Origin of the sequence: Otariodibacter oris (assembly GCF_009684715.1) — a bacterium.
Lineage (GTDB): Bacteria > Pseudomonadota > Gammaproteobacteria > Enterobacterales > Pasteurellaceae > Otariodibacter > Otariodibacter oris.
Map to the genome: position 1 here is coordinate 1,682,929 of NZ_CP016604.1, position 26,579 is coordinate 1,709,507.

The window sequence follows — 26,579 nt, forward strand, 5'->3', positions numbered from 1 at the left end:
CAATGGAACATTATATTAGTCTATTTGTAAAATCCGTATTTATTGAAAATATGGCACTTTCTTTCTTCTTAGGTATGTGTACATTTCTTGCCGTTTCTAAGAAGGTTTCGACTGCATTTGGTTTAGGTATTGCTGTTATTGTTGTACTTGGTATTTCAGTACCCGTAAACCAATTAGTATATGCCCATGTTTTAAAAGATGGTGTATTAATTGAAGGTGTTGATCTTAGCTTCTTGAACTTTATTACTTTTATCGGTGTAATTGCTGCATTGGTACAAATATTAGAGATGATTTTAGATAAGTTCTTCCCTGCACTTTATAGTGCATTAGGGATCTTCCTTCCGCTTATTACTGTAAACTGTGCGATCTTTGGTGGTGTTTCATTCATGGTACAACGTGAATATAATTTCACTGAATCTGTTGTTTATGGTATCGGGGCAGGAACAGGATGGATGTTAGCTATTGTAGCATTAGCTGGTTTAACAGAAAAAATGAAATACTCTGATATTCCTGCGGGCTTACGTGGTTTAGGCATTACCTTTATTACTGCAGGATTAATGGCACTTGGCTTTATGTCATTCTCAGGCATTCAGTTATAAGGAGCATATCGAATGGATAATTTTATTTTCGGTATTGTGGTATTTACAGCCATTGTGTTAGTACTTGCGGTATTGATCTTACTCGCTAAATCTAAACTTGTGGATTCTGGTGATATCACAATTTCAATCAATGATGATCCTGAAAAGGCGATCACACTTCCAGCTGGAGGAAAATTACTTGGAGCTTTAGCAAGCCAAGGAATTTTCGTTTCATCTGCTTGTGGGGGAGGTGGTTCATGTGGTCAATGTATAGTTAGAGTAAAAAGTGGTGGTGGTGAAATTCTACCTACAGAACTATCACATATTACTAAACGTGAAGCAAAAGAAGGCTACCGATTAGCTTGTCAAGTTAATGTAAAAGGTAGTATGGATGTTGAATTACCTGAAGAAATTTTTGGTGTTAAGAAATGGGAATGTACTGTTATCTCTAACGATAACAAAGCAACTTTCATTAAAGAGCTTAAATTAGCAATTCCTGAAGGTGAAGAAGTGCCATTCCGTGCTGGTGGTTATATTCAGATTGAAGCAGATCCTCATACAGTCAGTTATAAAGACTTTGATATTCCAGCAGAGTATCACGAAGATTGGGATAAATTTGATTTATGGCGCTACGTTTCTAAAGTTGATGAGCATATTACTCGTGCATATTCAATGGCATCATATCCTGAAGAAAAAGGGATCATTATGCTTAACGTTCGTATTGCAACGCCTCCACCAAGAAATCCAGATGTACCACCAGGTCAAATGTCATCTTATATTTGGTCATTAAAACCAGGTGATAAAGTGACAATTTCTGGTCCATTTGGTGAGTTCTTTGCTAAAGATACCGATGCAGAAATGGTATTTATCGGTGGTGGTGCTGGTATGGCACCAATGCGTTCACATATCTTTGACCAATTAAAACGTTTGAAATCTAAACGTAAAATGACATTCTGGTATGGTGCTCGTTCAGTACGTGAAATGTTCTATGTTGAAGATTTTGATACGCTTGCAGCAGAAAATGATAACTTTGAATGGCATGTTGCCCTTTCAGATCCACAGCCAGATGATAACTGGGATGGTTACACAGGCTTTATTCACAATGTACTTTATGAAAACTATTTGAAAAATCATGAAGCTCCAGAAGATTGTGAATACTACATGTGTGGTCCTCCAATCATGAATGCATCTGTAATTAAAATGTTGAAGGATCTTGGTGTTGAAGATGAAAACATCTTGTTAGATGACTTCGGTGGCTAATTCAAGCACATTTTAATAGAAAAACAAGCGGTTAGATTTGTAGCTTTATTTGCAAATTTAACCGTTTGATATTACAAGTTGTAAATGAAAAGAAATACTGCTTCTTTTCATTTACAATTTTAGACTTTTATAAATTAGGAGTACCTGTGAATCTTAAATCACGTTATATAGGGATTCTCGCACTAGTTACAGCTTTATTTGTTGCTGCATGTGAAAAAGCCCCAGAACAGATTTCCTTAGAAGGAAAAACAATGGGAACAACTTACCACATTAAATACATCGATGATGGAAAAGTAAGCAATTTGCCTTCTCCAGAAAAAATTCAAGAAGCACTTGATAAATTATTAGTCGATGTCAATGATCAAATGTCCACTTATCAAAAAGATTCTGTGATATCGCAATTTAATTCAAGTGAAGAAATTAATAAGCCTTTCCTAATTTCTGATGATTTTGCCAAAGTTGTAAAAGAAGGAATTAAACTAAATGATGTTACCGAAGGGGCGTTAGACATTACAATTGGAAGACTTGTTAATCTATGGGGATTTGGACCAGATAAACGCTTGAATAGAGAGCCTTCTGCAGAAAAAATTGCTGAATATGCGAAATCAGTAGGAATTCATAATATTGAACTCACTGTTAATAATGGTCAAACATTCCTTATCAAAAAAGAACCTCATGTATATATCGATCTTTCATCGATTGCTAAGGGATTTGGTGTTGATAAATTAAGTGAATACTTTGAACAATTAAATGTTGCTAACTACTTGGTAGAAATCGGTGGTGAAATTCGTGGTAAAGGAAAAAATTTAAGTGGCACAGATTGGAGAATTTCAATTGAAAAACCAGAATTTACCCAAGGTACCACAAGCCAAATTGTTGTGCCTCTGCATAATTTAGCTATGGCAACTTCGGGAAATTATCGAAATTATTTTGAAGATGAAAATGGTGACAGATTGTCTCATATTATAGATCCCAAAATACTCAGACCTATTTCCCATAATTTAGCCTCTGTAACAGTCTTTTCTGACAAGACGATGACAGCAGATGGCTTAGCTACAGGATTATTTGTGTTGGGTCCTGAAAAAGCATTAGAAATTGCAGAAAAAGAAGAACTTGCGATCTTTTTAATTATCAAAACAGAACAAGGTTATACGACAGAAATGTCTAGCAAGTTTAAAAAATTAACCGAACAACAATAGTATATATAGTATATTAGGAGTAAAAAATGGAAACGATATTAATTACCTTTGGCTTTTTTGTTGCCATTATTTTCGCAATGGCGATTGGTTTTATATTTAAAGGTAAAGCTATCACTGGAAGCTGTGGGGGCATTACTGCCTTAGGCATGCAAAAAATGTGCGATTGCGATACACCTTGTAGCAATTTACAAGCAAAAATTGATGACGGTACAGCAGATCCTAAAGAAGTTGCTCACTTTGCAAATAAAAATCAACCTAACTTCTACGAAGTTAAGTAATTTCTTTGTGATTAACTTTTAATGAGAAGCTCATGAATTCAAAAACCTACGAACAGTATTTCCAAAAATTAACGCCAGAACAGCTCGCAGAAAATGCACACAAAAAAGTCATTTGTGGTATGTCTGGTGGTGTAGATTCTTCTGTTTCAGCATTTATTCTTCAACAGCAAGGCTATCAAGTTGAAGGATTGTTTATGAAAAACTGGGAAGAAGATGATGATACTGATTATTGTACGGCTGCAACAGATTTAGCTGATGCCCAAGCTGTATGTGATAAATTGGGTATCAAGTTACATAAAATTAATTTTGCAGCTGAGTATTGGGATAATGTTTTTGAGCATTTTCTTGCAGAATATAAAGCGGGACGAACACCTAATCCAGATATTTTGTGTAACAAAGAAATAAAATTTAAAGCCTTTCTTGAATATGCCGCAGAAGATCTTGGAGCGGATTTTATTGCAACTGGTCATTACGTAAGACGACCACCATTAAATGAAGAGCCTAAATTATTACGTGGATTAGATAGTAATAAAGACCAAAGCTATTTTCTTTATACTTTAAGCCAAGCACAAATTGGTCAGAGCCTATTCCCAGTCGGCGAATTAGAAAAACCAGTTGTAAGGGCAATTGCGGAAGATCTTGGATTAGCAACCGCTAAGAAAAAAGATTCTACGGGCATTTGCTTTATTGGTGAACGTAAATTTAAAGATTTCCTTGCTCGTTATTTACCAGCTCAAGCAGGAGATATTAAAACAATAGATGGGCAAGTGATTGGACGTCATGATGGATTAATGTACCACACCTTAGGACAACGCAAAGGTCTTGGTATTGGTGGGATTAAAGGTGCAAGTGAGAACGCATGGTATGTGGTTGAAAAAGATTTGATCAATAACGTGCTCATTGTTGCTCAAGGTCACGATAACTCCGCACTACTCTCAACAGGACTGATTGCAAGTCAATTAGATTGGGTCGATCGTAAACCTATTCGAGAAAATCTACGCTGTACGGTCAAAACACGTTATCGCCAAGTGGATATTCCTTGTGAAATTCATCCAATTGATGATCAAACTATCGAAGTCATTTTTGATGAACCACAAATAGCAGTTACTCCAGGACAGTCTGCGGTTTTCTACCAAGGTGAAGTCTGTTTAGGTGGTGGGGTTATTGAGAAACAATTGAAATAATTGCGATAAATTAATATTGTGTAAAAAAATAGCTAAGGATATTCTCCTTAGCTATTTTTATATCACTTAGTTACTATTATTTATGCGGATTACGCGTATTAGTGTTCACTAAGTTACGCATCAATAATGCATAGTCTAACGTGACGTCTTCTGGCACATCTAAAAAGACGAAATGTCCGTCGCCTAACCCTGCTTCTACAGATTCATTTTTACGATTTAACATCTTCTCAATTTTGAATACAATATTCCCTTTTGGAGTCATCATTTCGACTTCATCACCGAGCAAAAACTTATTTTTAACCGCCACTTCAGCCATGCCCTGTTCATTACGTTTACCCGTAAATTCTCCGACAAATTGCTGACGTTCTGAGATTGAATAGCCGTAATCATAATTCTGGTATTCATCGTGTGTATGGCGACGTAAGAAACCTTCGGTATAGCCACGATGAGCCAATGATTCTAAGGTATCCATTAAAGATTCATCAAAAGGTTTACCTTCTGCGGCATCATCAATCGCTTTACGATAAACTTGGGCTGTTCTCGCACAGTAATAGAAAGACTTGGTACGCCCTTCAATTTTCAAAGAATGTACCCCAATTTGAGTTAATTTCTCGACGTGTTGCACCGCACGAAGATCCTTTGAATTCATGATATAGGTACCATGTTCATCTTCGTAAGCGGTCATTTGCTCATTGGGTTTTTGCGTTTCTGCCAATAAGAACACTTTATCAGTCGTCTTTCCTTCACCTAAGGTAGGCGCAACATTTTTAATTTCAATCTGTTGTTCAGGATCGATTTTAGTAGGAACAATATTACCCACTTCATCAACCTTGCCTTCTTCGACTTGATATTCCCAACGACAAGCATTGGTACAAGTCCCTTGGTTTGGATCACGCTTATTGATATAACCTGAAAGTAAGCAACGCCCAGAATATGCCATACATAATGCACCATGTACAAAAATCTCAATTTCCATATCAGGAACTTGCTTACGAATTTCAGTAATTTCATCAATAGAAAGCTCTCTCGATAAAATCACACGAGTTAAGCCCATTTGTTTCCAAAATTTGACTGTTGCCCAATTTACTGCATTTGCCTGAACAGAAAGATGAATTGCCATATCAGGAAAATGTTCACGGACTAACATAATTAGCCCTGGATCTGACATAATTAACGCATCTGGTTGCATTGCAACAACGGGTTCTAAGTCTTTAATAAAGGTTTTTAACTTTGAATTGTGTGGAGCAATGTTTACCACCACATAGAATTTTTTACCTAAGTTATGGGCTTCATCAATTCCAACTTTTAAATTAGCGTGATTAAATTCATTATTACGTACACGCAAACTATAACGAGGTTGTCCTGCGTACACCGCATCTGCACCATATGCGAATGCATATCGCATATTCTTTAGTGAGCCTGCTGGTGACAACAGTTCTGGTTTATTATTTAACATTTTAATTCTCTTCTGATAACAAGTCAGGACTTCCCGCAAGGGAAAGTATAATAAAAAGGCGTTATTCTAACTGAACACGCCCTTACATTTCATTATATTTTGCAAAAAATTACGATTAACTCACCGCTTGCACTGCTTAATTATAAGCTTTATTCATTAAGAATTGCGTTAATAGTGGTACTGGACGACCCGTTGCGCCTTTTGCTGCTCCCGATTTCCATGCTGTACCTGCAATATCTAAATGCGCCCAAGTGTAGTTTTTAGTGAAGTTAGATAAGAACATACCCGCAGTGATTGCTCCACCCATACGGCTACCCACATTGGCAAGATCAGCAAAATTAGATTTAAGTTGCTCTTGGTACTCTTCGTCCATTGGTAAACGCCATGTTTTATCATCAGCTTGTTTTGCAGCTGATAAAAGATCGGTAGCAAGTTCTTCATTTTGTGAGAACAACCCGCTATTAACCTCACCTAATGCCACCACACAAGCTCCCGTTAATGTCGCAATATCGATCACTAATTCAGGCCCAAAACGCTCAACATAAGTTAAAGCATCACATAGCACTAAACGACCTTCTGCATCGGTATTTAACACTTCAACAGTTAAACCAGACATTGTTGTAACAATATCCCCTGGACGATAAGCATCGCCATCAGGCATATTTTCACAACCTGCCAATACACCCACTACATTTATCGGCAGTTGTAATTCTGCAATCGCTTTCATTGTACCGTAAACAGAGGCCGCACCACCCATGTCATATTTCATTTCATCCATTGAGGCAGATGGTTTGATCGAGATACCGCCAGAGTCAAAAGTTAATCCTTTACCCACTAACACAATCGGTTTTGCATCTGGATTTGGATTATTTTTATATTCTATAACTGACATAAAGGCTTCATTTGCCGAACCACGAGAAACAGCTAAATAAGAATTCATGCCTAATCCTGCCATTTCTTTTTCGTCAATAATGGTTGTTTGAACTTTAGCGTAATCTTTAGCTAAGCCTTTAGCTAAGTCCGCTAGGTATTTTGGATTGCAAACATTCGGTGGGCAATTTGCGACATTTTTAGCAGCAAGTACGCCTGTTGCGATAGCTTTTGCCTCTTTCACTGCTTTTTCAGCTTCGATCAAGTCGCCCTTTTCGTCAATATTAAAGACGATATTTGCTAATTTTGAAGGTTCGGATTTTTTACTTTTAAATTCATCATACGAATAAGCATTATCTTGCATTGTCTCAATCGCAAAACGTACATTCCAATAAAGTGAACGATTGCTTACTTGTAATTGTGGTAAGCTAATTGTTGCATTTTGTACGCCAATATCATTCAGTACCTGAGCTGTTTTTTGAATAACTTTTTTATATTGACGCTGTGTTAATTCGTCTGATTTACCTACACCCACCAATAATACTCGTTCTGCGGCAATATTAGGCACATTATGTAGTACCAAGCTTTGTCCAACTTTACCTGTTAAGTCGCCTTTTTTGAGTAATGTGCTAAGATAGCCTTCGCTCACTTTATCAAGCTTTTCTGCTGTTGGTGTTAAAGTTGCTGATTCATAAACACCCACCACTAAACAAGCCGTTTCTAGCTTTTCAGTTGATAAATTATTAACACTAAATTCCATAAATACTCCCGTGATTTTTTCCGTGTAAAAAGGTATCATTACACATTTACAAGAAATAAGTGGTAACTTTTTTGCAAAATTTTACTCTAATCTAACCGCTTACCTTGCAAATAGAATAATGTGGTGCATAAAGCTACTCACTAAATAAAAAATTGCAAGTATTAATTTGACTAAAATGAGAACTATATTGTGATTTTAAGCCGATATTTGACCAAAGAGATTTTTAAGAGCCAAGTTACCATTCTATTTATACTATTGGTAATTTTCTTCTTCCAACAATTAGTTCGAGTACTGACTTCAGCTGTGAGTGGCAAAGTGCCAACAGATTTAGTACTAAGCTTATTGGGATTAGGCATGCCAACTATGGCACAGCTTATGCTACCCCTCTCTCTCTTTATTGCATTATTACTGACACTTGGACGCTTGTATGCAGAAAGTGAAGTCACAGTGATGCGCGCCTGTGGTATCGGACAAAGCTTACTTTTAAAGGCAGCACTATTCCTTTCAGTGTTTACCACAGCTATTGCGGTTTATAATGTATTTTGGCTCACGCCTTGGGCAATAAACAAACAAAGTGAAATGCTTGCAGAAGCACAAGCTAACCCAAGATTTTCAGCACTTTCAGCAGGACAATTTATGTCAGCTGGAGGCTATGTGTTATTTATTGATAATATTGAAAATAATACAATTAATGATATTTACGTTTTCCAACCCGCTCAACAGCGCAATAATAGACCCTCTGTTGTTGTCGCTGAATCAGCAACCCTGACGGGTTTACCGAATGGCGATCAATTATTGAATTTAACCAATAGCAAGCGCTATGAAGGTACACCTCAAACTGCAGATTTTCGTATTTCTAATTTTGATACTTATACAGCTTATTTAGGTTATCAAAATGTTGATAGTGATCAGAAATTAGTACAACGGGCGGATTTTACCAAGTTAATTAATGATGATTCAGATGAAGCTAAAGCAGAATTACAATGGCGAATTTCACTGATTCTAGCCGTACCACTTATGGCGTTATTGGCTGTGCCGATGAGTAACGTAAATCCAAGACAGGGACGCTTTGCAAAATTACTGCCTGCATTATTACTCTATTTAATCTATTTCCTACTACAAAGCTCACTTAAATCAGCAGGTGGATCAGGCAAAGTAAATCCAACAGTACTTATGCCAATTGTTTCCATTGGATTTTTATTACTCGGAATATTTCTCAATAGTTTAGATAGCAAATGGTTTTCTGCATTACGTTATCATTTTAGATCAACAAAGGTAGCAAAATAACATGAATGTATTAGAACGTTATATTGGAAAAACAATTCTATCTGCTATTCTGCTGACACTCTTTTTATTAGTTGGATTAGGCGCTATTATCAAATTTGTTGAAGAATTTCGAGCGGTGGGTAGAGGAACTTATGATGGCTTTTTGGCTGCCTATTATACGGTATTAACTATTCCTCGTGATGTGGAAACCTTTTTCCCGATTGCTGCTTTATTGGGTTCACTCATGGGGCTTGGAACACTAGCAAGCCGTAGTGAATTAATCGTTATGCAATCTTCGGGCTTCTCTCGCTTCAAAATCGGTCTTGCGGTGATGAAAACAGCGATCCCTCTCGTTATTTTTACTATGGTGATCGGTGAATGGGGTGTGCCACAAACAGAACAATTTGCACGAAATATGCGTTCTGTGGCACAAAGTGGTGGCTCAATGCTTGCAACCCAACAGGGCTTTTGGGCAAAAGATGGTAATGATTTTATTTATATTCAGAAAATTACTGATGAAAAACACTTAAACAACATTTTAATTTATCAGTTTGAGCAAAGAGAACTTAAATCGATTTTAAAAGCTAACACAGCAGAATATTTAGATGATAAAGGTTGGGAACTGAAAAATATCGAGAAATCAATCATCTCACCTGAAAATATCACGTTATCAAGGGAAAATGCACTTGATTGGGAAACTAGTATTACTCCAAATAAATTGGGCATTGTTTCACTTAAGCCAGAATCCTTATCTATCTCAGGATTGGTTGATTATGTCGGCTTCTTAAAAGAAACAGGACAAGATGCCAAACGCTATGAAATTACACTATGGCGTAAGGTCTTCCAACCGATCTCTATGGCAATGATGATGCTATTAGCGATTTCATTTATTTTTGGCCCACTGCGTAGTAGTACCATGGGTGCGAAAATTGTGATTGGGATTCTTGCGGGCTTTGTCTTCTATGTGTCAGATATTGTCTTTGGTAATTTAAGCCTTGTGATTACTTGGTTACCAATCCAAATCGCCACATTATTGCCAAGTATTCTCTGCTTAATTATTGTTTGGTGGTTACTCAATAAGAAAAGAGATTAGGAATAATTGATGACTCAACCTCGTTTCGTCCACTTAAAAGTTCACAGTGATTTCTCTATGATCGATGGTTTAGCTAAAGTCAAACCATTGGTTAAGGCTGCCGTTGCCAATAATATGGTCGCAATGGCAATTACTGATTTTACTAACTTCTGTGGTTTAGTTAAATTCTATGGTGAATCTCTTAGCTCTGGTGTAAAGCCAATTGTAGGCGTGGACATTATGGTTCGCCCTGAACCTGAAAGTGATGATTTTTATGAACTTACTTTATTGGCTAAAAATAACAAGGGTTATCACAATATTACCCTCTTAATTTCTAAGGCTTATCAACAAGGCTATCACGAGTTTCCTGTGGTAGAAAAAGCATGGCTAGCGGAATTAAATGAAGGCATCATCGTGCTTTCTGGTGGCAGAAATGGCGATGTGGGTAAGTCCTTACTTAAGCAGAATCAACAAGAAACTGAGCAAAACCTACAATTTTATCAAACTTATTTTCCCAATCATTATTATCTCTCTGTTTGTCGTACAGGGCGAGCGGATGAAGAGCGTTATATTCAACAAGCGGTCAGTTTAGCAAAACAATTTGCAATTCCACTGGTTGCGGTAAATGACGTCGTCTTTTTGAAAGAGGATGATTTTGACGCCCACGAAATCCGAGTAGCTATCCACGATAGTTATACTTTAGACGATCCGAAACGTCCGAAAAAATATTCAGCACAACAATATTTTCGCTCCGAAGATGAGATGTGCCAGCTCTTTGCCGATTTACCTCAAGCGGTTGAAAATACCGTACAAATTGCACAACGTTGTAATGTTACGATTCAACTCGGTAAATATTTCCTACCGAACTTTCCAACAGGCGATCTTTCCGTTGAAGACTTTTTAGTGAAAAAAGCCCAAGATGGTTTAGAAGAACGCTTAGCCTTTCTCTTTCCTGATCCCGAAGAACGAAAAATAAAGCGGTCAGATTATGATGAAAGATTGCAAATTGAATTAGACGTTATCAACCAAATGGGTTTCCCTGGTTACTTCTTAATCGTGATGGAATTTATCCAATGGTCAAAAGATAATGATATTCCCGTCGGACCAGGACGAGGTTCGGGTGCTGGTTCTTTAGTGGCTTATGCCTTGAAAATTACCGATTTAGATCCTTTAGCATTGGATTTACTCTTTGAGCGTTTTCTTAATCCAGAACGTGTTTCCATGCCCGATTTTGACGTCGATTTCTGTATGGATGGACGAGATCGTGTGATTGAACACGTGTCAGAAACCTATGGTCGCCAAGCGGTTTCACAAATTATTACCTTTGGAACAATGGCGGCAAAAGCGGTTATTCGTGACGTAGGGCGAGTGCTTGGGCATCCTTATAACTTTGTGGATCGTATTTCTAAGTTGATTCCGCCAGATCCGGGGATGACTCTCGAAAAAGCCTTTAATGTCGAGCCAAAATTACAAGAACTCTATGATGCCGATGAAGAAGTGCAAGCACTGATTGATATGGCAAGAAAGCTTGAAGGCGTAACACGTAATGCAGGTAAACACGCAGGTGGTGTGGTTATCGCCCCAACAGCAATTACCGATTTTTCACCAATCTATTGTGATTCAGAAGGGCTACACCCTGTTACCCATTTTGATAAAAATGACGTGGAATATGCGGGTTTAGTTAAGTTCGACTTCTTAGGTTTACGCACACTAACCATTATCAAATGGGCGTTGGAAATGATTAATCAACGCCTAACCAAAGAAGGCAAAGATCCAGTTAGAATCGAAAGCATTCCACTGGATGATAAAAAGGCGTTTGATTTACTATTAAAATCGCAAACCACCGCAGTATTCCAATTAGAATCTCGCGGAATGAAGGATCTGATTTCTCGTTTAAAACCTGACTGTTTTGAAGATATTATCGCTTTGGTTGCACTATTCCGACCGGGCCCTCTTGAATCAGGTATGGTACAAAACTTTATCGATCGTAAACATGGTAAAGAGGAAGTTTCTTACCCCGATGCACAATTTCAGCACGCATCACTTAAACCGATTTTAGATCCAACCTATGGGATTATTCTGTACCAAGAACAAGTTATGCAGATAGCACAGGTTCTTGCGGGTTATACCCTAGGAGGCGCGGATTTACTTCGTCGTGCCATGGGTAAGAAGAAACCCGAAGAAATGGCAGCTCAACGTGAGATTTTTGAAAAAGGCGCGATCGAAAATGGTGTAGATGGTGCTCTTGCGATGAAAATCTTTGACCTAGTAGAAAAATTTGCTGGTTATGGTTTTAACAAATCGCACTCTGCTGCCTATGCTCTCGTTTCTTACCAAACACTTTGGCTCAAAGCACATTACCCTGCTGAATTTATGGCGGCGGTAATGACTTCCGAGTTAGATAATACCGATAAAATCGTCGGCTTTTATGATGAATGTATCAATATGGGATTGACGGTTGTTCCACCTGATATCAATACAGGTAAACACCGATTCAGCGTAAATGAAAAAGGTGAAATCGTGTATGGGCTTGGTGCAATTAAAGGTGTAGGTGAAGGCCCTGTTGATGCCCTGTTAGAAGCTCGTAATCAAGGTGGATTCTTCAAAGATTTATTTGATTTAACTGCAAGAGTTGATCTCAAGAAAGTTAATCGTCGTACTTTTGAAGCGCTAATTATGTCGGGAGCATTTGATAAATTAGGACCTCATCGTGCGGCTTTAATGAAAAATCTAGAAGATGCCTTAAAAGCTTCCGATCAGCACTCAAAAATGGAAGCCCTCGGACAAACGGATATGTTTGGTGTGCTAACCGATAGCCCTGAAGAAGTCCAAAATGCCTATGCCAACACACCAAAATGGAGTGAGCAAGTTATTCTTGAGGGAGAAAAAGCAACATTAGGGCTTTATCTTAGTGGGCATCCTATTGGGCGATTCCTCAAAGAGCTATCACGCTATGCACCTGTTCGCCTTAACGAACTTCAACCAACCTATCGAGGTCAAATGGCAACGGTAGCAGGAATCATTATGGCATCACGAATCGCCACCACAAAAAAAGGCAATCGTATCGGCATCGCCACCATTGAAGATCGTTCGGGTAAACTGGATATTACATTATTTTCTGAAGCCTTGGAAAATTATGGGCATCTATTGCAAAATGATAATATCATTATCGCCCAAGGCTCTATTCAACATGATGATTTTAGTGGCGGATTAAAAATGTCAGCAAGAGAAGTCATTTCGTTGGAAGAAGCTCGTAATCGTTATGCGAAAAGTCTTGCTCTTGCAATATATCAAGAACAATTAACACCACAATTTATCAAAACCTTGATGACGATTATTACCCCTCATAAAGAGGGCATTTTGCCATTACATTTCTATTATCAAAGCCAAGATGCTCGAGTACTTGTTTCTGGCGGAGTCGAATGGCGTATTACACCGACTGAACAAATGCTCACTGAGTTAAAGACATTGTTAGGTGAAAATGCTGTCGAATTGGAATTTGAATAACCATTTTTGAAGGATATTGCGTGATGCTGCGCTGTTTATATAGTTTATTAAGTTACCTTATTCAGCCATTTGTGCTATTTTTCATATGGAGAAAGGGATTTTTACAACCAGAATATCGTCATCGTCTTCATGAACGTTACGCATTCTACAAAAATTTAAAAAAGCCAATGCCTAAAGGAGTCGTCATACATGCAGCTTCCGTAGGGGAAGTCATTGCAGCGACGCCTCTCATAAAAAAAATACAGGAATATTATCCTCAGTTATCAATTACAATCACTACGGTTACGCCGACTGGTTCGAGCCGAGTCAAGGCTGCTTTTGGTGATAAGGTTACCCATTTTTATTTACCTTATGATCTGCCCGATGCTGTTAAACGTTTTCTTAATTTTGTTGATCCCAAACTCTTTATTGTCATTGAAACAGAATTATGGCCAAATTTGATCCACCAAAGCCATATAAGAAAGATCCCTTTTGTTATTGCAAATGCTCGACTTTCTCCTCGATCTGCAAAACGCTATGGATGGGTAAAATCACATTTACAACCCATGTTAAATGAAATTGACCTGATCTTAGCTCAGGATAGGGTAAGTGCTGATCGTTATTTAGCATTAGGATTCAATCCTGACAATTTAATCAATACAGGAAATCTCAAGTTTGATTTAGAGGTTACGCCAAATCTTTGTAATAAAATTACCGAGACACAAAATATATTGCATATTGTACAACGTCCTGTATGGATTGCGGGCAGTACTCATGAAGGTGAGGAAAAAATAATTTTAGAAGCCCACCAACAATTACTGAAGCAATACAAAGACTTAATTTTAATTCTTGTTCCTCGTCATCCAGAACGCTTTGAAGAAGTTGAACATCTGCTCCAAAAAATGCAGATCTCTTATGTTAAGCGGTCAGATAACCAAGAAATTTTGCAAAATACTCGCGTTTTACTAGGCGATACGATGGGTGAAATGATGTTACTATATGGCTTAGCTCAAATCGCCTTTATTGGTGGGAGTTTAGTAAAACATGGCGGACATAACCCCCTTGAACCTATTGTATTTAAAATTCCTGTTATTTCTGGACTTCACACCTTTAACTTCCCTGAAATATTCGCTAAATTACGCAATGTAAATGGTGTTATTGAGATTGAAAGTCATCAAAAATACTTAGTTAGTGCTGTGAGCAAATTACTAGATACCCCTGAATTGGGTGAAAAAATTGCTCATGCTGGATTTAGTGTATTAACAGAAAATCAAGGTGCTTTAACTCGTCATCTTAATTTATTAGCCCCTTATCTTATTAAATAAAAAGAAAAATATTATGACTGTAATTTATGCCGGTACATTTGATCCTATAACAAATGGACACTTAAATATTATTCAACGAGCTGCAACACTTTTTCCCAAAGTCATTGTTGCTGTTGCAGAAAATACCACAAAAAGACCGCTTTTTTTACATCAACAACGAATTAAATTAGCTCAAGAAAGTTGTCAAAATATAACCAATGTACAAGTCATTGGATTTAGTGGGCTATTAGTTGATCTTGCTAAATCTTATGGCGCAAAAACCTTAATTCGAGGAATTAGAGGAAACGATGATATTGATTATGAAATACAACTTGCACAGTTAAATAATCGACTATCCTCAGAATTAGATACGGTATTTTTACCTTCTGCAGTGGAATGGCGTTATTTATCATCAACAATGGTGAGAGAAATTTACTTTCATCAAGGTGATGTTGCACAATTCGTTCCATTAGCAGTCAATAATGCCCTCACTCAATTAGGAAAATAGAATGATTCAATACAATAAACAAAATTTAATTTGGATAGATCTTGAAATGACTGGACTGGATCCAGAAAAAGAACGAATTATTGAAATTGCAACGATTATTACCGACAAAGATCTCAATATTCTTGCTGAAGGGCCAGTCATCGCGATAAATCAAGCTGATTCATTACTTAATAATATGAATGAATGGTGTGTAAAAACGCACACTGAAAATGGATTAGTTAAACGAGTTAAACAAAGTAAACTCACAGAACGAGCAGCAGAACTTCAAACCATTGATTTTCTAGAAAAATGGGTGCCGAAAGGTGCTTCACCAATTTGTGGAAACAGTATTGCTCAAGATAAACGTTTTCTATATAAATATATGCCTGACTTAGCCAATTATTTTCATTATAGACATTTGGATGTTAGCACATTGAAAGAACTTGTAAGTCGTTGGAAACCTGAGCTTTTAACTCAATTTTCGAAGAAAAATACGCATCTTGCTTTAGATGATATCCGAGAATCAATCGAAGAGTTAAAGTTTTACAGACAAAATTTTATCCGCTTAGATTAAACTAATAATGGTAAATAATGACTAATAAAAATCAATTCTATCTTCGAGATGAAGCTGAGCTCTTAAAATTTGGTGAATCACTTGCTGAGATTTTAAAAATCAGTTTAGACGACAATGGGAAATCCCTTGTTATTTATCTCAATGGGGAACTTGGGGCAGGAAAAACAACATTAACACGCAGTATTGTTCAATCATTTGGGCACAAAGGTAATGTGAAAAGTCCAACCTACACCTTGGTGGAAGAGTATCCTCTACCACCTTATACCCTATATCATTTTGATTTATATCGTTTATCTGATCCTGAAGAATTAGAATTTATGGGGATCCGAGATTATTTTCGCCCTAAAACACTCTGTCTATTAGAATGGGCGAGTAAAGGTCAAGGAATGATCCCTGATGCTGATCTGATTATTCAGATTGATTATGAAAATGTAGGAAGACGGGTTGAATTACTTCCTCAAAATTTAGAAGGACAACATATTTTAGCAAAATATTTAACCAATCTTACCGCTATTACTTAGGATGAATAATGAAAGATAAATTTTTAGCCTGTTTAATGATTTCCACTTGCTTGTTGGTCAGTAGTCTAAGCTATGCGAGAACAATTGTGGCTATTGATGCGGGTCATGGAGGAAAAGATCCTGGAGCTATTGGTAGGCATCTCCAAGTAAAAGAGAAAGATATTACTCTTGCTATAGCTAAAGAACTAAAAGCATTACTTGATGCCGATCCAAACTTTAAAGCTGTAATGACTAGAAGTAAAGATAATTTTATCCAGCTTCCACAACGAACAGAAATTGCCCGAAAAAATAAAGCCAATTATTTGGTTTCCATCCATGCAGATACCTCACCAGTTTCAGAAAATTTAAAAGGTGCTTCTGTTTGGGTATTGTCTAACCGTCGTGCTAATGATGAATTAGGTAAATGGTTGGAAGATCATGAAAAGCAATCAGAATTACTTGGTGGAGCAGGATCCGTTTTATCTAATGCTAATGAACGCTATTTAAGTCAGACTGTATTAGATCTACAGTTTTCCCACTCCCAACGCTCTGGTTATGAGTTAGGTAAAACAGTATTAGATAAATTAAGTAAAGTAACCAGTTTAGCTAAAAAACAACCACAACATGCAAGTTTAAGTGTATTACGTTCGCCTGACATTCCTTCTATTTTAGTGGAAACTGGATTTTTATCTAATCCAACGGAAGAAAAAAGACTTGCAACCAAAGCCTATCGTCGCCAATTAGCTCGAGCAATTTACAATGGATTAGTCGAATATAATCGCAAGAATCCAATAGAAACAACGCCAAAATCTACAGCATCAAAATCAAAAGCGAATAATTCAAAATCATCAACAACATCTAATGCAAGTTATCATATTGTTCAACAAAATGAGACGCTTTACTCAATTTCGAGAAAATACAATACAACACCTCAAAAATTGAGTGATTTGAATAATATCAAAGATAATAAAATTCTTGTTGGTCAGAAATTGAAATTAAAATAATTTCAGATACTAATGCAAAAAGCCCCATAAAATGAATTTAAGTTTTATGGGGCTTTAACTTATTTAAAGATTAAAGATTAAAGATTAAAAATTAAAAATTAAAAATTAAAAATTAAATTGAATAATCTTCAATCCCATCACTCATTTTACCTTGTAATAGGAATTGCTTAGTCCGTTCTTCTTGTGGATGATTAAAAAACTCATGGGCAGTATTCTGCTCAACAATATAGCCTTTATCCATAAAGATCACACGATCAGCAACATCGCGTGCAAACGCCATTTCGTGAGTCACAATAATCATTGTCCAACCTTCATTCGCTAGGACTCGCAAAACTTGCAATACTTCCCCTACAAGTTCTGGATCTAATGCTGACGTTGGCTCATCAAGTAAAATTAAATCGGGTTTTACCGCCAATGCTCGAGCAATACCCACACGTTGCTGTTGTCCACCAGAAAGTTGCGAAGGATATAATTCGGCTTTATCCGCCAATCCCACTTTTTCTAATAAGCTCAATGCCTGTGCTTTAGCCTCTTCCTTTGACTTCTTCTGTACAACAACAGGACCTTCCATTACGTTTTCTAGCGCTGTACGGTGAGGAAATAAATTATACTGTTGAAATACCATTGAAGAACGAAGGCGAAGTGCCATCACATCTGCTTTATGTACTTTCTTTGCAAAGTCGATATCCAATTTACCATCAGTAAAATGCAACGTGCCTTGATCGGGTGTTTCAAGCAAATTTAAGCAACGCAAAAACGTCGTTTTGCCTGAACCTGATGGCCCCAAAATCGCAATCACTTCCCCTTTCTCAATTGTTAGATCAATCCCTTTGAGAACTTCGTTATCTTTAAAACGTTTATGAATATTTTTAATTTCTAACATACCATTCCCTATGATTTTACAAATGTCGAGAAAGACGAGTTTCTAAGCGTTGTTGGAAGAGCGATAACACAAAACAAATAATCCAATAGATTAGTGCCGCCTCACTATACACCAAGATAAATTCGTAAGAAGCCGACGCAACGTTTTGTGCAATACGAAATAGCTCAGTTACCAAGACTAAGGATGCCAAAGAAGTATCTTTTACGGTACTAATAAAAGTATTCGCTAATGGTGGTACGGATACACGCATCGCTTGTGGAATAATCGTACGAGTGAACGCCTGATAATAATTCATTCCAATCGCGTAAGAGGCTTCCCATTGTCCTTTAGGAATAGAAAGAATTGCTGCCCGCACAGTTTCTGAGGCATAAGCACCAATATTAATTGAAAAAGCAATAATTGCTGTCGGGAAAGGATCCAACACCACGCCAATTTCAGGTAAGCCGTAGAAAATAATGAATATTTGCACCAACATTGGCGTACCACGAATCAATGAAACATAGACTCGACATATCCAATCAAGAATACGATGTCCCAATGTTTGAGACGGCATCGTTCTCACTACCGCCACAAGCACTGCAATAAGCAAACCGCCTAAAAACGAGATTATCGCTAAGGGGATCGTACTTACAATTGTTGCCTCCAACATAGGCAAAAACGAGCTGATTACTAAATCAGCTCGATCTTCTGTCATAAAAGGCAAATTTGCTAATAAACTATTCAGTAATGTCATCACCAAACCATTTGATTGAAATTTGTTTTAACGTACCATCTTTACGCATTTCAGTTAAAGCTTGGTTCACTTTATTTACGATATCTTCTTCGCCTTTTAAAAAAGCAAAGCCTGAACCTACTTTATCTGATGCTTCAACAGCAACTTTAAGTCCTGCATTTGGTATTTTTTGGAAATAATCTAAAACAGCTAATTTATCATTCACCGTTGTATCAATGCGTTTTTGGCGAATTAATTCTAACGCTTGAGCTAAGCCATCTACAGTAACTAATTCAGCACCATTGCCAGTTGCAATTTTAGAATAATTACTCGTTAAAGATTGCCCTGCTCTTTTGTCTTTTAAATCTTCAAAACTCTTGATGCTATCATCATCTTCACGAGTCACAACTACCGCATTAGAATAGTCATATAGATCACTATAAATATATTTTTTCAAGCGTTCTGGGCTTGGGTTGGTTTGGTTTGCAATCACGTCAAAACGTTGTGCATTTAAACCAGCATACATCGCATCCCATTGAGTTTCTTGGAATTCAATTTTCAATCCAAGACGTTTTGCCACTTCTTCAATCACTTCAACATCAAATCCTGTTAATTTGCCTGTTGAATCGTGGAAAGTGAACGGAGGATATGTGCCTTCTGTACCCACGAGTAATGTTTTATTTTGCTCAATGCGGTCGCTAATAGGACCTGCACTAACGTTTGCAATCATCGCAAATGCGAATGTTGATAATGCTAATTTCTTAAATAATTTCATAATAACTTCCCGATCTAAATTAAACTTGTTTAAAAACCAATACATTATAGAAACGATTTACCTCAGGTAAAATAACCTATACCACTCTCTTATAACTAAAAAGCATAAGAAAAATCACTCTAAATTCTGAATCTGCTCACGCATCTGTTCAATTAAGACCTTTAATTCTACCGCTGAATTCGTCACTTCTGCATTGATTGATTTAGATGCTAAAGTATTTGCTTCTCGGTTTAGCTCTTGCATCATAAAGTCTAATTTACGCCCTACTGGGCCACCTTTATTTAAAATTGAAGTCGTTTCTTTTACGTGAAGTTGTAGGCGATCAAGTTCTTCCGCCACATCGACACGCTGTGCCAATAACACCATTTCTTGTTCTAAACGTTGCGGATCAATTTGTAAATTCAACTCATCAAAACGTTGCTGTAAACGATCTTTCTGCCACTGTAAAATTTCAGGCATTTGATCTTGCACTTTACTTGCTTCAACGGCTATTGCATCTAAACGTTGTTGAATTAAGTTTTGCAAGTTTTCCCCTTCACGTCCTCGCATAGCAATAAAATCTTGTACGATCTGGTCAAAGCCCGCCATTAAATCTTGACTGATTTGGTCTAAATCTTGATTTTGCGTATCCACAACACCGGGGAAACGTAACACATCAACCAGATTAATCTCGCCTTCGTTAGCGGTTTCTTTTAACCATTGCAGAGATTTAATCACTTGCTGTGCGTAATCTTGATTAAGTGCCAAGCTATTATTTTGCGTATTGCTCAATTCAATACGTAAACTACACTCCACTTTACCTCTCGTTAAAGAAGCTCGAAGTTTTTCACGCAATCCCACTTCTAAATGGCGAAATGCTTCAGGTAAGCGGAAATAGGTTTCTAAAAAACGTTGATTAACGGAACGAAGTTCCCATACTGCATTTCCCCATTCTTTTTTAAGCTCTAAGTGGGCAAAAGCCGTCATACTATAAATCATGATATTCTCTCTATTTAACGAAATTTGGCATATTGTACTGGTTATTCTGATAAAATAGGGGAAATTTTTACGAAAAAGGAAGAAATATGCGTCCAAATAACCGCCCAATCAATCAAACTCGCCCTGTTACTATCACCCGTAATTACACTCGCTATGCAGAAGGCTCTGTTTTAATTGAGTTTGGCGAAACCAAAGTTTTATGTAATGCAACCGTTGAAGAAAATGTCCCACGTTTTTTAAAAGGTCAGCAACAAGGTTGGGTTACTGCGGAATATGGCATGCTCCCAAGAGCCACTCACTCTAGAACACAACGTGAAGCAGCAAAAGGTAAACAAGGTGGAAGAACGATGGAAATCCAACGTCTTATTGCTCGTTCATTGCGTGCCATTGTTGATTTGAAAGCATTAGGCGAGCGTACAATTACTGTCGATTGTGACGTTATCCAAGCAGATGGTGGTACTCGTACCGCATCAATTACAGGGGCTTGTGTCGCACTACACGATGCCATTAATAAATTAATGGCAGATGGCGTGCTAAAACAAAATCCACTTAAAGGCTTAGTGGCTGCGATTTCAGTCGGTATCGTAGATGGTGAGGCTGTATGTGATTTGGAATATATCGAAGATTCAAACGCAGAAACCGATATGAATGTGGTAATGGTTGAAGATGGTCGCTTAGTGGAAGTTCAAGGCACAGCAGAAGGAGAACCATTTAGCCATTCTGAATTATTAACCTTGCTTGATTTAGCAGGACAAGGTATTCAACAATTAGTTGAAGCACAACGTAAGGCGTTGTCTGAATAATTTTAGTCAAACAGATAAATTAACAAGCGGTTAGATAATTACAAAAAATTGTCAAAATCTAACCGCTTGCTTATGTATGAAATAAAGATAATTATTGAGTTTGAGCCAAATTTTGACGAACGATTTCAAATAAGCATACGCCTTGAGCTAGAATCTCATAAGTATCTGTAAATTTTGTAGCTTCAATAGGGGATATATTTTCGTTTTTTAGTGCATTCTTAATACTTTGAGTATTTTTTATATTCCTAAAATCAGAATATTAAGCAACAGCTAATAAAGCCATATTATCATTAGACATATTACTTTCCTCTTTAATTTAATGTAGATAATTTTGTAGTAGTTTATCAAAATCTGAGAAATAATTTTCATTACATGCAAAATTGTCCGCTAATCCAGAAAGGGGATTTGTGTAATATCCAGCAATAGAATGATACTGAAACACTTCCTTCTTAAGCTTATTATCGTATAGTACATAGGTATTATGACCAAATATCGTTGTTGGATTTATATATGAATACGAATTTAAATAAGGATACTTATTATTCACTGAAATTAAATAATGCTTATTTCCATTAAAATACATCACTGGTTGATATAATCCTTGATTTTTTATAAAAAAAGGATCTTTTTCTGGTTGACCTTCAATAGTAGGATAATACACCCACTCAGTATCTTTTAATGATTCATTAACACCCGATAGCTTTCTCCACTCTTCAGGCGTTAAAAAAACTTCTACTTCTTTACCTTCCCACATTTCACAACGGAAAGGAGTGATAATTTTAGCAAGAAATATATCGTGAAGATAGAGAAATAAGGAAAGTGGAAACATTAGAAGCACGTAACAACAAGGATGCTTGCCAATATGCTGATTTAATCTACTAAAAAAATTACGCATTATCTCACTACACTTCATTATGGATTTTCTAGGAATGATTGGATAAAGGAAATATGCTTATAACACAATGCCTAAATTAATTTCTAAAGTATATTTTTTCATAATAATCACCTACGGTTATCTTAGTTTAAGGAAAAACATGAGCTATAAAAATATGCAAATATAAATATTTATATTTGCCATTATTTATATCTGTACCTTTTACATTAATCTTATAACACCCTGATTTAGGAAAAGTATATTTATTTAATATAACAGAATTATATCTTTCTCTAGACTTATCTAGGATTTCTTGAGGGGTGTTATAAAATAATAATTGATTTTTATCATTATATATAGATATATAAAAATCAAAATTATTTAATAAAACACTTTTTGTCTCAAATGGTTTTAGTGATTTATCTTTTAGATCAATGTCAATTGCATATTCACCAAAAAAACTTTTATAAGGGATACATATTTCTTCTTTAATATTAAAACCATTGTCACTCAAAATCTTTACTCTTTTAGCTGGAAATGTTATTTCTTCAAATACAGCAATCACTGTTCTAGCAGCATATTCACTAAGCCAATATGAATAAGGATAGGTATAGGTAAATATAATCGCAATAATAATTAAAAATATGGCAAGAATCTTTTTTTTCATACTCTAACACTCCCCATATAAAATATTTATTTTTAACAATAGTCCCTGAATAGCCTCTTTCTGTATTTGGTTGATGAGCTAGAATCGCCTAAGTATCTGTAAATTTTGTAGCTTGAGTAGCGAACATTTTTTCATTTTTTAGTGCATCCTGAATACTTTTAGTATTTTTTATATCCTTAAAATCAGCATATGAAGCACTAGCTAATAAAGCCATATTATCATTAGACATATTACTTTCCTTTTTAATTTAATGTAGATAATTTTGTTGTAGTTTATAAAAATCTGAGAAATAATTTTCATTACATGCAAAATTGTCCGCTAACCCAGAAAGAGGATCTGTGTAATATCCAGCAATAGAATGATACTGAAACACTGCCTTCTTAAGCTTATTATCGTATAGTACATAGGTATCATGACCAAATATCGTTGTTGGATTTATATATGAATACGAATTTAAATAAGGATACTTATTATTCACTGAACTTAAATAATGCTTATTTCCATTAAAATACATCACTGGTTGATATAAACCTTGATTTTTTATAAAAAAAGGATCTTTTTCTGGTTGACCTTCAATAGTAGGATAATACACCCACTCAGTATCTTTTAATGATTCATTAACGCCCGATAGTTTTCTCCACTCTTCAGGCGTTAAAAAAACTTCTACTTCTTTACCTTCCCACATTTCACAACGGAAAGGTGTGATAATTTCAGCAAGAAATATATCGTGAAGATAGAGAAATAAGGAAAGTGGAAACATTAGAAGCACGTAACAACAAGGATGCTTGCCAATATGCTGATTTAATCTAATAAAAAAATTACGCATTATCTCACTACACTTCATTATGGGCTTTCTAGGAATAATTGGATAAAGGAAATATGCTTATAACACAGTGAGTAGATATAAAAAACAACTCAATGTTAAATTTGTGAGCGGTTACTGATTTTTTATAAACAGGGATTTAAGGAAAAGGATTGAGTCCGATACAATATCAAACACAATCCTTAAAATCGCAATTTAACTTGTTGGGGTTAGATCAGTTCCAAGAAATAATTTGCAAAAAATCCCAATAAACTGACCGCTTGATGAATGCTTAAATCTTTAAGCCTCTTCCAATTCATCTGCATGATGAATCAATACAAATTTTTCCCAAAGTTGATCATTGGTTTCAACATGTTCAGGATCGGTAATAATACAATTATTGATGGGACAAACCTTCTGACAAGTTGGAATTTCATAATGCCCCACACATTCCGTACAGAGATCGGGATCGATCACATAGATATCATCCCCCATTGAGATTGCCTGATTCGGACACTCGGGTTCACACATATCACAATTTGTACATTTGTGAGTTATTAATAATGCCATAAAATTTTGCTCTCCATTGAAGGTCGCTGATTATACCGATTCAGCGAAAAGTAGAAAGGCTTTATACATTTTTTTGCAAAAAAACCATTAAAACTGACCGCTTGACTATACATTTTTTTGATAAAAAAATGACAAAAAGGACAATTTGCCCTATCATTCCTAGCTTAATTTTGAGGGATTATTCATGACTGATTTCGCTTATCTTCAACAAAAACGTAAACAACTTAAACTGAAAGTTAATGATATTTGTGCACAAGCTAATGTCACAAGAGCTTATTTTAACCAACTTGTTACTGGTAAGATTAAGAATCCAAGTGCTGCCAAATTACAAGCACTCCATGATGCATTGAATATTGTTGAAAATCCCAATCAACGTGTTGGTGTGATTTTTGGTAAGTTCTATCCTGTTCATACTGGCCATATCAACATTATCTATGAGGCATTCAGTAAGGTTGATATTCTACATGTTGTTGTAGGTACCGATACTGAACGTGATATTCGCTTATTCAAAGAAAGTAAAATGAAGCATATGCCAACCAACGAAGATCGTTTACGTTGGATGCAACAAATTTTCAAATATCAGAAAAAACAAATTTTCATTCATCAATTAGTTGAAGATGGTGTGCCGAGTTATCCAAATGGTTGGGAAGCTTGGGCAAATCGAGTGAAAGAATTATTTGCGGACAAAGGTATTCAACCAAGTGTGGTATTTAGTAGCGAAGTTCAAGATAAAGAACCTTACGAAAAATACCTGAATTTAAAAGTTCATCTAGTGGATCCTGCTCGCCAATCATTTAATGTTTCTGCGACTAAAATTCGGAGTCATCCTTTCCAATATTGGAAGTTTATTCCTAAAGAAGTTCGCCCTTTCTTCGTTAAAACCATTGCTATTTTGGGGGGAGAAAGCAGTGGTAAAAGCGTGCTAGTGAGTAAACTCGCAAACGTTTTTAATACTACTTCGGCTTGGGAATATGGTCGTGAATACGTTTTCGAACAATTAGGCGGTGATGAACAAGCCATGCAATATTCGGATTATCCAAAAATAGCATTGGGGCATCAACGCTATATTGATTATGCCATGAAACACGCTGATAAAGTGGCAATTATTGATACGGATTACATTACCACTCAAGCCTTTTGTATTCAGTACGAAGGAAAAGCACACCCATTCTTAGATTCAATGATCAAAGAATATCCGTTTGATGTCACGATCTTACTGTCTAATAATACTAAATGGGTTGATGATGGCTTACGCAGTTTAGGCTCAGCAAAACAACGCCAACGATTCCAGCAACTACTCAAAAAACTTTTAGATAAGTATAATGTACCTTATATTGAAATTGAATCGCCAAGCTATTTAGATCGTTATAATCAAACGAAAGAAATCGTTGAAGCCATTCTAAATGAAGAAGATATTCCACTTACATTACAAGCAGAAAAAGAGAAAGACTAATGATACTTTTTGCGGGCGATCCTCACGGAAATTATTCCCACCTTTACCCTTTTGTTCAAGAGCAAGAAAATGTGTCGCTCATTATTTTAGGGGATTTACAGCTAACTACAACAGATGAGTTAGATAAGTTGGCCCAATATTGTGATCTATGGTTTATTCATGGCAATCATGACAGTAAAACCGTAGCCGCATTTGATGCTTTATGGGGTACTGAGTGGAAGTCTCGCAATCTGCATGGAAGAGTGGTAGAAATTCAAGGTACCCGCATTGCTGGACTGGGCGGTGTATTCCGAGGGCATATCTGGATGCCTCCCCATCGTCCCATGTTTTTTGACCCTATTCATTTTTGCCAATACTCTCCACAAGAGAAAATATGGAGAGGAGGCGTGCCTTTACGTCATCGCACTTCGATTTTTCCATCAGATGTAGAAGCGTTAGAAACTCAAAAAGCTGATGTGCTGATCTCCCATGAGGCTCCAAGACCTCATCCTCAAGGTTTTGCGGTACTTAATCAATTAGCACGCAAAATGGGTGTACGAAAAATCTTTCACGGACATCATCACGATAACTTCGATTACAAACCTATCAATCGTAATAAAGCTTGCGATATTTACAACGTAGGCTTTAGAAGCATTGCTGATCTCGACGGAAATTATTTATTACGTGGTGTTGATGATAGAGACTAATACCCGCGAATTCCGCCAATAAAAGAGAGTGAATTAATCACTCTCTTTTTTGTAAAACCACCTGACATAAAACACAAACAAGCGGTCACTTCCTCACT

Annotated in this window: 27 protein-coding genes; 16 read left to right on the top strand and 11 right to left on the bottom strand. The window is 36.5% G+C overall.

The annotated features are described in order from the left end of the window. Positions 1-2 precede the first annotated feature (2 nt). The 5 genes from nqrE (at position 3) to mnmA (ending at position 4,499) form a co-directional block, all read left to right on the top strand. Positions 3-599 (top strand): NADH:ubiquinone reductase (Na(+)-transporting) subunit E, encoded by a 597-nt coding sequence (gene nqrE / locus A6A10_RS07805; protein ID WP_121122762.1) that lies wholly within the window; start codon positions 3-5, stop codon positions 597-599. A gap of 12 nt (positions 600-611) precedes the next feature. Beyond that, complete coding sequence (gene nqrF / locus A6A10_RS07810; protein ID WP_121122764.1) at positions 612-1,838, top strand: NADH:ubiquinone reductase (Na(+)-transporting) subunit F; 1,227 nt, start codon at positions 612-614, stop codon at positions 1,836-1,838. 146 nt (positions 1,839-1,984) lie between these two features. After that, positions 1,985-3,037, top strand: coding sequence for an FAD:protein FMN transferase (locus tag A6A10_RS07815; RefSeq protein WP_121122766.1), 1,053 nt, complete (start codon positions 1,985-1,987; stop codon positions 3,035-3,037). A gap of 26 nt (positions 3,038-3,063) precedes the next feature. After that, positions 3,064-3,315 (top strand): (Na+)-NQR maturation NqrM, encoded by a 252-nt coding sequence (gene nqrM / locus A6A10_RS07820; protein ID WP_121122768.1) that lies wholly within the window; start codon positions 3,064-3,066, stop codon positions 3,313-3,315. 32 nt (positions 3,316-3,347) lie between these two features. After that, positions 3,348-4,499 (top strand): tRNA 2-thiouridine(34) synthase MnmA, encoded by a 1,152-nt coding sequence (mnmA, locus tag A6A10_RS07825; RefSeq protein WP_121122770.1) that lies wholly within the window; start codon positions 3,348-3,350, stop codon positions 4,497-4,499. Positions 4,500-4,575: 76 nt separating this feature from the next. Here mnmA and trhP read toward each other — a convergent pair whose 3' ends face one another. Next, positions 4,576-5,955: a prephenate-dependent tRNA uridine(34) hydroxylase TrhP gene (gene trhP, locus A6A10_RS07830; RefSeq protein WP_121122773.1), complete on the bottom strand. Its 1,380-nt coding sequence runs from the start codon at positions 5,953-5,955 to the stop codon at positions 4,576-4,578. A gap of 136 nt (positions 5,956-6,091) precedes the next feature. After that, complete coding sequence (locus tag A6A10_RS07835) at positions 6,092-7,585, bottom strand: leucyl aminopeptidase (RefSeq protein ID WP_121122775.1); 1,494 nt, start codon at positions 7,583-7,585, stop codon at positions 6,092-6,094. Positions 7,586-7,774: 189 nt separating this feature from the next. Between A6A10_RS07835 and lptF the strand changes: the two genes are divergently transcribed. Genes lptF through A6A10_RS07875 form a run of 8 tightly spaced genes read left to right on the top strand, consistent with a single transcriptional unit; the run spans position 7,775 to position 17,278 of the window. Beyond that, positions 7,775-8,872, top strand: coding sequence for an LPS export ABC transporter permease LptF (gene lptF / locus A6A10_RS07840; RefSeq protein WP_121122778.1), 1,098 nt, complete (start codon positions 7,775-7,777; stop codon positions 8,870-8,872). A 1-nt stretch (position 8,873) separates the two neighbouring features. Next, positions 8,874-9,944: an LPS export ABC transporter permease LptG gene (lptG, locus tag A6A10_RS07845; RefSeq protein ID WP_121122780.1), complete on the top strand. Its 1,071-nt coding sequence runs from the start codon at positions 8,874-8,876 to the stop codon at positions 9,942-9,944. Positions 9,945-9,953: 9 nt separating this feature from the next. After that, the gene (dnaE, locus tag A6A10_RS07850) at positions 9,954-13,430 is read left to right on the top strand and encodes a DNA polymerase III subunit alpha (protein ID WP_121122782.1); all 3,477 of its coding nucleotides are present in this window, start codon (positions 9,954-9,956) and stop codon (positions 13,428-13,430) included. Positions 13,431-13,453: 23 nt separating this feature from the next. Beyond that, complete coding sequence (gene waaA, locus A6A10_RS07855; RefSeq protein WP_121122784.1) at positions 13,454-14,734, top strand: lipid IV(A) 3-deoxy-D-manno-octulosonic acid transferase; 1,281 nt, start codon at positions 13,454-13,456, stop codon at positions 14,732-14,734. A 13-nt stretch (positions 14,735-14,747) separates the two neighbouring features. Continuing rightward, entirely contained in the window at positions 14,748-15,221 is a 474-nt protein-coding gene (coaD, locus tag A6A10_RS07860; RefSeq protein WP_121122786.1) for a pantetheine-phosphate adenylyltransferase, read from the top strand. Between the two features lies 1 nt (position 15,222). Beyond that, a complete protein-coding gene (orn, locus tag A6A10_RS07865) occupies positions 15,223-15,774 on the top strand; it encodes an oligoribonuclease (protein ID WP_121122788.1) in 552 nt (183 codons plus the stop codon). Positions 15,775-15,791: 17 nt separating this feature from the next. Continuing rightward, complete coding sequence (tsaE, locus tag A6A10_RS07870; protein WP_121122790.1) at positions 15,792-16,295, top strand: tRNA (adenosine(37)-N6)-threonylcarbamoyltransferase complex ATPase subunit type 1 TsaE; 504 nt, start codon at positions 15,792-15,794, stop codon at positions 16,293-16,295. An 8-nt stretch (positions 16,296-16,303) separates the two neighbouring features. Beyond that, positions 16,304-17,278, top strand: coding sequence for an N-acetylmuramoyl-L-alanine amidase (locus A6A10_RS07875; protein WP_121122792.1), 975 nt, complete (start codon positions 16,304-16,306; stop codon positions 17,276-17,278). 112 nt (positions 17,279-17,390) lie between these two features. Here the strand turns inward: A6A10_RS07875 and A6A10_RS07880 are convergent, their stop codons facing one another. The 4 genes from A6A10_RS07880 to A6A10_RS07895 form a co-directional block, all read right to left on the bottom strand. Beyond that, positions 17,391-18,161 (bottom strand): amino acid ABC transporter ATP-binding protein, encoded by a 771-nt coding sequence (locus A6A10_RS07880; protein ID WP_121122793.1) that lies wholly within the window; start codon positions 18,159-18,161, stop codon positions 17,391-17,393. A gap of 16 nt (positions 18,162-18,177) precedes the next feature. Next, entirely contained in the window at positions 18,178-18,894 is a 717-nt protein-coding gene (locus A6A10_RS07885) for an amino acid ABC transporter permease (RefSeq protein WP_121122794.1), read from the bottom strand. Continuing rightward, entirely contained in the window at positions 18,878-19,648 is a 771-nt protein-coding gene (locus tag A6A10_RS07890; RefSeq protein WP_121122829.1) for an amino acid ABC transporter substrate-binding protein, read from the bottom strand. Before A6A10_RS07890 ends, A6A10_RS07885 begins: the two co-directional genes overlap by 17 nt. Before the next feature lie 114 nt (positions 19,649-19,762). Further along, positions 19,763-20,626 (bottom strand): YicC/YloC family endoribonuclease, encoded by an 864-nt coding sequence (locus A6A10_RS07895; RefSeq protein ID WP_121122796.1) that lies wholly within the window; start codon positions 20,624-20,626, stop codon positions 19,763-19,765. Between the two features lie 86 nt (positions 20,627-20,712). On the opposite strand from A6A10_RS07895, the gene rph reads away from it, so the two are divergent. Continuing rightward, on the top strand, positions 20,713-21,429 hold the full coding sequence (gene rph, locus A6A10_RS07900; RefSeq protein WP_121122798.1) for a ribonuclease PH: 717 nt from the start codon (positions 20,713-20,715) through the stop codon (positions 21,427-21,429). 316 nt (positions 21,430-21,745) lie between these two features. Here rph and A6A10_RS07905 read toward each other — a convergent pair whose 3' ends face one another. The 5 genes from A6A10_RS07905 to A6A10_RS07925 form a co-directional block, all read right to left on the bottom strand. Next, entirely contained in the window at positions 21,746-22,258 is a 513-nt protein-coding gene (locus tag A6A10_RS07905) for a hypothetical protein (protein ID WP_229583600.1), read from the bottom strand. 193 nt (positions 22,259-22,451) lie between these two features. Then, positions 22,452-22,970, bottom strand: a complete 519-nt coding sequence (locus A6A10_RS07910; protein WP_121122800.1) for a hypothetical protein — start codon at positions 22,968-22,970, stop codon at positions 22,452-22,454. Positions 22,971-23,058: 88 nt separating this feature from the next. Beyond that, on the bottom strand, positions 23,059-23,199 hold the full coding sequence (locus A6A10_RS07915) for a hypothetical protein (protein ID WP_154399696.1): 141 nt from the start codon (positions 23,197-23,199) through the stop codon (positions 23,059-23,061). Positions 23,200-23,217: 18 nt separating this feature from the next. After that, positions 23,218-23,730: a hypothetical protein gene (locus A6A10_RS07920; protein WP_229583601.1), complete on the bottom strand. Its 513-nt coding sequence runs from the start codon at positions 23,728-23,730 to the stop codon at positions 23,218-23,220. Positions 23,731-24,072: 342 nt separating this feature from the next. Continuing rightward, complete coding sequence (locus A6A10_RS07925; RefSeq protein ID WP_121122802.1) at positions 24,073-24,342, bottom strand: YfhL family 4Fe-4S dicluster ferredoxin; 270 nt, start codon at positions 24,340-24,342, stop codon at positions 24,073-24,075. A gap of 184 nt (positions 24,343-24,526) precedes the next feature. On the opposite strand from A6A10_RS07925, the gene nadR reads away from it, so the two are divergent. Beyond that, positions 24,527-25,795: a multifunctional transcriptional regulator/nicotinamide-nucleotide adenylyltransferase/ribosylnicotinamide kinase NadR gene (nadR, locus tag A6A10_RS07930; RefSeq protein WP_121122804.1), complete on the top strand. Its 1,269-nt coding sequence runs from the start codon at positions 24,527-24,529 to the stop codon at positions 25,793-25,795. Further along, positions 25,795-26,481 carry a metallophosphoesterase family protein gene (locus A6A10_RS07935; RefSeq protein ID WP_121122806.1) on the top strand — a complete coding sequence of 229 codons (687 nt, stop codon included), beginning with the start codon at positions 25,795-25,797 and terminating at the stop codon, positions 26,479-26,481. Before nadR ends, A6A10_RS07935 begins: the two co-directional genes overlap by 1 nt. Positions 26,482-26,579 lie beyond the last annotated feature (98 nt).

What these genes read in the sequence shown, in the direction of transcription:
- lptG (WP_121122780.1), top strand. Translation starts at nt 8,874, where the DNA reads ATGAATGTATTAGAACGTTATATTGGAAAAACAATTCTATCTGCTATT.
- nadR (WP_121122804.1), top strand. Translation starts at nt 24,527, where the DNA reads ATGACTGATTTCGCTTATCTTCAACAAAAACGTAAACAACTTAAACTG.
- nqrE (WP_121122762.1), top strand. Translation starts at nt 3, where the DNA reads ATGGAACATTATATTAGTCTATTTGTAAAATCCGTATTTATTGAAAAT.
- nqrM (WP_121122768.1), top strand. Translation starts at nt 3,064, where the DNA reads ATGGAAACGATATTAATTACCTTTGGCTTTTTTGTTGCCATTATTTTC.
- A6A10_RS07885 (WP_121122794.1), bottom strand. Translation starts at nt 18,894, where the DNA reads ATGACATTACTGAATAGTTTATTAGCAAATTTGCCTTTTATGACAGAA.
- dnaE (WP_121122782.1), top strand. Translation starts at nt 9,954, where the DNA reads ATGACTCAACCTCGTTTCGTCCACTTAAAAGTTCACAGTGATTTCTCT.
- A6A10_RS07880 (WP_121122793.1), bottom strand. Translation starts at nt 18,161, where the DNA reads ATGTTAGAAATTAAAAATATTCATAAACGTTTTAAAGATAACGAAGTT.
- A6A10_RS07920 (WP_229583601.1), bottom strand. Translation starts at nt 23,730, where the DNA reads ATGTTTCCACTTTCCTTATTTCTCTATCTTCACGATATATTTCTTGCT.
- trhP (WP_121122773.1), bottom strand. Translation starts at nt 5,955, where the DNA reads ATGTTAAATAATAAACCAGAACTGTTGTCACCAGCAGGCTCACTAAAG.
- A6A10_RS07915 (WP_154399696.1), bottom strand. Translation starts at nt 23,199, where the DNA reads ATGTCTAATGATAATATGGCTTTATTAGCTAGTGCTTCATATGCTGAT.
- nqrF (WP_121122764.1), top strand. Translation starts at nt 612, where the DNA reads ATGGATAATTTTATTTTCGGTATTGTGGTATTTACAGCCATTGTGTTA.
- A6A10_RS07835 (WP_121122775.1), bottom strand. Translation starts at nt 7,585, where the DNA reads ATGGAATTTAGTGTTAATAATTTATCAACTGAAAAGCTAGAAACGGCT.
- A6A10_RS07910 (WP_121122800.1), bottom strand. Translation starts at nt 22,970, where the DNA reads ATGAAAAAAAAGATTCTTGCCATATTTTTAATTATTATTGCGATTATA.
- A6A10_RS07905 (WP_229583600.1), bottom strand. Translation starts at nt 22,258, where the DNA reads ATGTTTCCACTTTCCTTATTTCTCTATCTTCACGATATATTTCTTGCT.
- coaD (WP_121122786.1), top strand. Translation starts at nt 14,748, where the DNA reads ATGACTGTAATTTATGCCGGTACATTTGATCCTATAACAAATGGACAC.
- orn (WP_121122788.1), top strand. Translation starts at nt 15,223, where the DNA reads ATGATTCAATACAATAAACAAAATTTAATTTGGATAGATCTTGAAATG.
- rph (WP_121122798.1), top strand. Translation starts at nt 20,713, where the DNA reads ATGCGTCCAAATAACCGCCCAATCAATCAAACTCGCCCTGTTACTATC.
- mnmA (WP_121122770.1), top strand. Translation starts at nt 3,348, where the DNA reads ATGAATTCAAAAACCTACGAACAGTATTTCCAAAAATTAACGCCAGAA.
- A6A10_RS07875 (WP_121122792.1), top strand. Translation starts at nt 16,304, where the DNA reads ATGAAAGATAAATTTTTAGCCTGTTTAATGATTTCCACTTGCTTGTTG.
- tsaE (WP_121122790.1), top strand. Translation starts at nt 15,792, where the DNA reads ATGACTAATAAAAATCAATTCTATCTTCGAGATGAAGCTGAGCTCTTA.
- A6A10_RS07895 (WP_121122796.1), bottom strand. Translation starts at nt 20,626, where the DNA reads ATGATTTATAGTATGACGGCTTTTGCCCACTTAGAGCTTAAAAAAGAA.
- A6A10_RS07890 (WP_121122829.1), bottom strand. Translation starts at nt 19,648, where the DNA reads ATGAAATTATTTAAGAAATTAGCATTATCAACATTCGCATTTGCGATG.
- A6A10_RS07935 (WP_121122806.1), top strand. Translation starts at nt 25,795, where the DNA reads ATGATACTTTTTGCGGGCGATCCTCACGGAAATTATTCCCACCTTTAC.
- A6A10_RS07925 (WP_121122802.1), bottom strand. Translation starts at nt 24,342, where the DNA reads ATGGCATTATTAATAACTCACAAATGTACAAATTGTGATATGTGTGAA.
- waaA (WP_121122784.1), top strand. Translation starts at nt 13,454, where the DNA reads ATGCTGCGCTGTTTATATAGTTTATTAAGTTACCTTATTCAGCCATTT.